The organism is Pelomonas sp. KK5, assembly GCF_001984095.1.
Lineage (GTDB): Bacteria > Pseudomonadota > Gammaproteobacteria > Burkholderiales > Burkholderiaceae_C > KK5.
This window is the reverse complement of record NZ_LYVQ01000365.1, coordinates 1-3,923: the sequence shown is the minus strand read 5'-3', so window position 1 is coordinate 3,923 and position 3,923 is coordinate 1. Positions and strand designations below refer to the sequence as shown.

At 67.9% G+C, this 3,923-nt stretch carries 5 protein-coding genes and 1 pseudogene; 1 reads left to right on the top strand and 5 read right to left on the bottom strand.

The features are described from left to right. Both B0W88_RS30355 and B0W88_RS30350 read right to left on the bottom strand, forming a co-directional pair. Positions 1–1,124 (bottom strand): ABC transporter ATP-binding protein/permease (locus tag B0W88_RS30355; RefSeq protein ID WP_304442605.1); only part of this gene is annotated, 1,124 nt, incomplete at its 3' end. Positions 1,125–1,182: 58 nt separating this feature from the next. Next, positions 1,183–1,644 carry a DUF1801 domain-containing protein gene (locus tag B0W88_RS30350; protein WP_077038233.1) on the bottom strand — a complete coding sequence of 154 codons (462 nt, stop codon included), beginning with the start codon at positions 1,642–1,644 and terminating at the stop codon, positions 1,183–1,185. Positions 1,645–1,714: 70 nt separating this feature from the next. On the opposite strand from B0W88_RS30350, the gene B0W88_RS30345 reads away from it, so the two are divergent. Next, positions 1,715–2,623, top strand: coding sequence for a bestrophin family protein (locus B0W88_RS30345; protein ID WP_077038232.1), 909 nt, complete (start codon positions 1,715–1,717; stop codon positions 2,621–2,623). Here B0W88_RS30345 and B0W88_RS30340 read toward each other — a convergent pair whose 3' ends face one another. From B0W88_RS30340 to B0W88_RS33980, 3 genes and pseudogenes are all read right to left on the bottom strand, one after another. Beyond that, the gene (locus tag B0W88_RS30340; RefSeq protein ID WP_077038231.1) at positions 2,624–2,950 is read right to left on the bottom strand and encodes a cytochrome C oxidase subunit IV family protein; all 327 of its coding nucleotides are present in this window, start codon (positions 2,948–2,950) and stop codon (positions 2,624–2,626) included. 10 nt (positions 2,951–2,960) lie between these two features. Further along, positions 2,961–3,629, bottom strand: a complete 669-nt coding sequence (locus B0W88_RS30335; RefSeq protein WP_077038230.1) for a heme-copper oxidase subunit III family protein — start codon at positions 3,627–3,629, stop codon at positions 2,961–2,963. A gap of 14 nt (positions 3,630–3,643) precedes the next feature. Then, positions 3,644–3,923 (bottom strand): annotated as a pseudogene (locus tag B0W88_RS33980) (bb3-type cytochrome oxidase subunit III); the annotation flags it as partial.

The window sequence follows — 3,923 nt, the reverse complement described above, 5'->3', positions numbered from 1 at the left end:
GTGCGGATCTGCTGCTCGTCCTGTCCGCCCGCCTCGCGCGGCAGCACCTGCTGCGCCAGCGTGTCCAGGCGGCCGATGCCGGCGACGAAGCGCGAGAGGCTCTCGAAGTTGTCCACGATCACCGCCACCGCACTCAGCACCGCCGCGAAGGCGCCCGCGGCCTGCACCGCGCGGCCCACCTCCAGCCGGCCCGACAGCACGCCCTCGGCCAGGATCATCGCGGGCACCACCAGCGTGAGCTGGCTGAAGGCAGTCTGGAACAGGTTCAGCGAGCGCTGCTTCCTGATCAGCTGGCCATAGTTGTCGTAGACGGCCTGGAACTGCCGGTCCAGCTGCGCGCGCTCCTGCGCCTCGCCGCGGTAGAAGGCGATGGACTCGGCGTTCTCGCGCAGCCGCATCAGCCCGAAGCGGAAGTCCGCCTCGCGGCGGATCTGCCAGAAGTTCAGCTTGATCAGCGGCTGGCCGAACACCCACAGCGCCACCACCGTACCCAGCACCGAATAGACGGCCAGGAAGCCGACCAGCAGATGCGAGATCGACCAGAGCACGGCCGAGAACGCGATCAGCTGCATCGCCGAGCCGAGGAAGATCAGCAGGAAGTTGATGGACCGGCCGGTGAAGTTGTTGATGTCCTCGCTGATGCGCTGGTCGGGGTTGTCCAGCTCGCCGCTGCTGCCCAGCTCGTAGTAGCGGCGGTCGGCCAGGTAGCCGCTGAGGAAGCGGCCGGTCAGCCAGCGCCGCCACTGGTTGGCGAACAGGTCACGCATCCAGTAGTAGAAGGCGGTGGCCGGCACGATGATGGCCACGATCACCAGGCAGAGCCGCACGGCCCGCCAGAAGCGCGGCGCGGCCTTGGCGGCCAGCGCCGAGGTGATCTCGCCGGTCTGGTTGTTCAGCAGCACGGCCAGCTGCGTCTGCGCCAGCATCAGCACGACCAGCAGCGCCAGCATCGACCACGCGCGGCGCTTCTGGTCCCCCTCCCAGTAGGGCTTGGCGACCTTCAGGAACTGCTTCCAGGCGGCCAGCGAGAGCTGGGGCGGGCGCTGGAAACGCCGGGGCCGCGGTGCCGCCGGTGCGGCAGAGGACGAGGAGGATGAAGACGGGAGCGGCGGCGCGGAGGACATGCCGCCAAGGTAGCCGCCCGCAGCCCTTGGCCCTGTCGGACGCGGCCGGCGGCCGCTGTCAGCGCCGCGGCCTTTGCTTGGCGGCTTCCATCTTGATCGTGGTGGCCAACAGCGGCGCGGCGGCCAGGCGTTCGGCCCAGGGTGTCTCGGCCTGCGCGATCAAGGCCTGCACGTCGGACGAATCGATCTCGGTCGGACCCTTCAGCCGGATGCCGCGCACCTGCTTGCCCTCGCCTTCGAGCAGGCCCTTGGGATCGTCCAGCGTGGCGCCGTGCAGGAAGAAGAGCGTGACCCAGCGCGGATAGCCGGCCACCGAGATGAAGGACTCGGTCGAGCGCTCGCTGGGGCTGATGCCGAAGACCAGGGCGTTGTAGTTGTCGAACACCAGCTCGTGGCCGCGCGGGAAGCGCTGGCGCAGCCGGGCGCGCGCCTGGCGCAGCTGCAGCTCGATGGCCGGGGCGTAGCGGGCGAGGAAGGTGTCGATGCGGGCCTCGATTTCCGCGGGCGTCGTCGCGCTCATCTGTGCTCCCGTGCTAACGCTGCAACTGTACGGTAGGCACCGGCCCGGCCGTCGCACAATCGTCGTCACCATGATCGTTCGCCCCCGTCCCCATTGGCTGCGCATGCTGGTCGTGCTGCGCGGCTCGGTGCTGCCGGCCATCCTGCCGCAGCTGGTGGTCACCACCGTGCTGGCCGTCGTCGTCACGATGGCCCACGGCCATGTCTTCCACTGGAAGATCCCGCTGAACTTCGTGCCCTTCTCGCTGATCGGCCTGACGCTGGCGATCTTCCTGGGCTTTCGCAACAGCACCAGCTATGCCCGCTGGTGGGAGGCGCGCACGCTGTGGGGCTCGGTGCTGAACGAGACGCGCAACCTGCTGCGCCAGGCGCTGACGCTGGACGCAGACAAGCGCGCCGCCGCCCCGCTGGGCCGGCTGTTGATCGCCTTTGTCCACGCGCTGCGCCACCAGCTGCGCGGCAGCGATGCCGCCGCCGATCTCGCCCGCCTGCTGCCGGCCGCCGACGCCGAGCGCCTGGCCACCGCCCGCTACAAGCCCGCGATGCTGCTGCTGATGGCCGGCGAATGGCTCGGCGAGCGCCACCGCGAGGGCGGCCTCAGCCCGGCCCTGGTGCAGGCGATGGAGCAGCCGCTGGGCAAGCTGACCGAGGCGCTGGGCGGCTGCGAGCGCATCGCCGGCACGCCGATCCCCTTCACCTATTCGGTGATCATCCACCGCACGATCTACCTCTACTGCCTGCTGCTGCCCTTCGGCCTGGTGGACTCGATCGACGCGATGACGCCGGTGGTCGTCGCCTTCATCGCCTACACCTTCTTCGCGCTGGAGGCGCTCAGCGCCGAGATCGAGGAGCCCTTCGGCACCGAGCCCAACGACCTGGCGCTGGACGCGATGTCGCGCATGATCGAAGGCACGCTGCGCGAGATGCTGGGCGAGCCGCTGCCGCCGGACGAAGCGGCTCGAGATTTCGTGCTCAGCTAGCTATTTGGCGAAGAACAGCTGCCGCGTGATGAAGGTGTAGTCCGCCTCCGCCGACATCAGCCCCACCAGCACCAGCACCGCCAGCGGCGGCAGCAGGATCGCGAAGATCAGCGCCAGCCGCTCCCAGGCCATGTGCATGAAGATCGCGACGATGAAGCCGGCCTTCAGGATCATGAAGATCAGGATCAGCCCCCAGCGCACCATGCCGTGGAACTGGAAGTAGTCGACCATGTACGAGAAGGTGCTCAGCACGAACAGCAGGATCCAGACCTTCAGGTAGAGGCCTATCGGATGTTGCTGGTGCCCCTTGGCGGTATCGGTGCTCATGGCTTGTCCTTTACCAGAGGTAGAAGAACGCGAAGATGAAGACCCAGACGAGGTCCACGAAGTGCCAGTACAGGCCGGCGATCTCGACGATCTGGTAGCCCTTCTTCTCGTAGTCGCCGCGCATCACCTTCAGCGCCACGACGATCAGGTAGATCACGCCGATGGACACGTGCAGGCCGTGGAAGCCGGTGATCATGAAGAAGCAGGCGCCGAACTGCGCCGCACCCATCGGGTTGGTCCAGGGCCGCACGCCTTCGTCGACGATCAGCTTGGTCCACTCGAAGGCCTGCATGCTGACGAACATCACGCCGAAGGCCGCCGTCACCAGCATCAGGCGCGCGGCGATCTTGCGGTTGCGCGCATAGCCGTAGTTGACGGCCATCGCCATCGTGCCGCTGCTGGTGATCAGCACGAAGGTCATGATCGCGATCAGCAGCAGCGGTACGTCGGTGCCGCCCACATGCAGCGCGAACACATGGCTCGGGTTGGGCCAGGGCACCGTGGTGGACATGCGCACCGTCATGTAGGCGGTGAGGAAGCAGCTGAAGACGAAGGTGTCGCTGAGCAGGAAGATCCACATCATCGCCTTGCCCCAGGACACGCCCAGCGCCTGGCGGTCCTGCGACCAGTCGGACACCAGGCCGCGCAGGCCGGCGACGTTGCTTGTTGATGCCGACATCGAGGATGCCTCCTTCAGTTGGACGACACGCCGCAGATCGCGCGGGCCAGTTCAGGCGTCACCAGGGCCAGCGTCGCGTACAGCACCAGCCACAGCAGCAGCAGGAAGTGCCAGTAGCGGGCGCACAGGGCAATCCGCCAGCCCGTCAAGGGTCCGCGCGCGAGCAGCAGCCAGGCGACGATGCCGCCGATCACGTGCAGGCCGTGGACCGCGGTGAGCATGTAGAGGAAGCTCGCCGCCGGGTTGCCCTGCGGCAGCACCTTCGCGCCGGCCAGCGCGGCCCAGGCCCAGGCC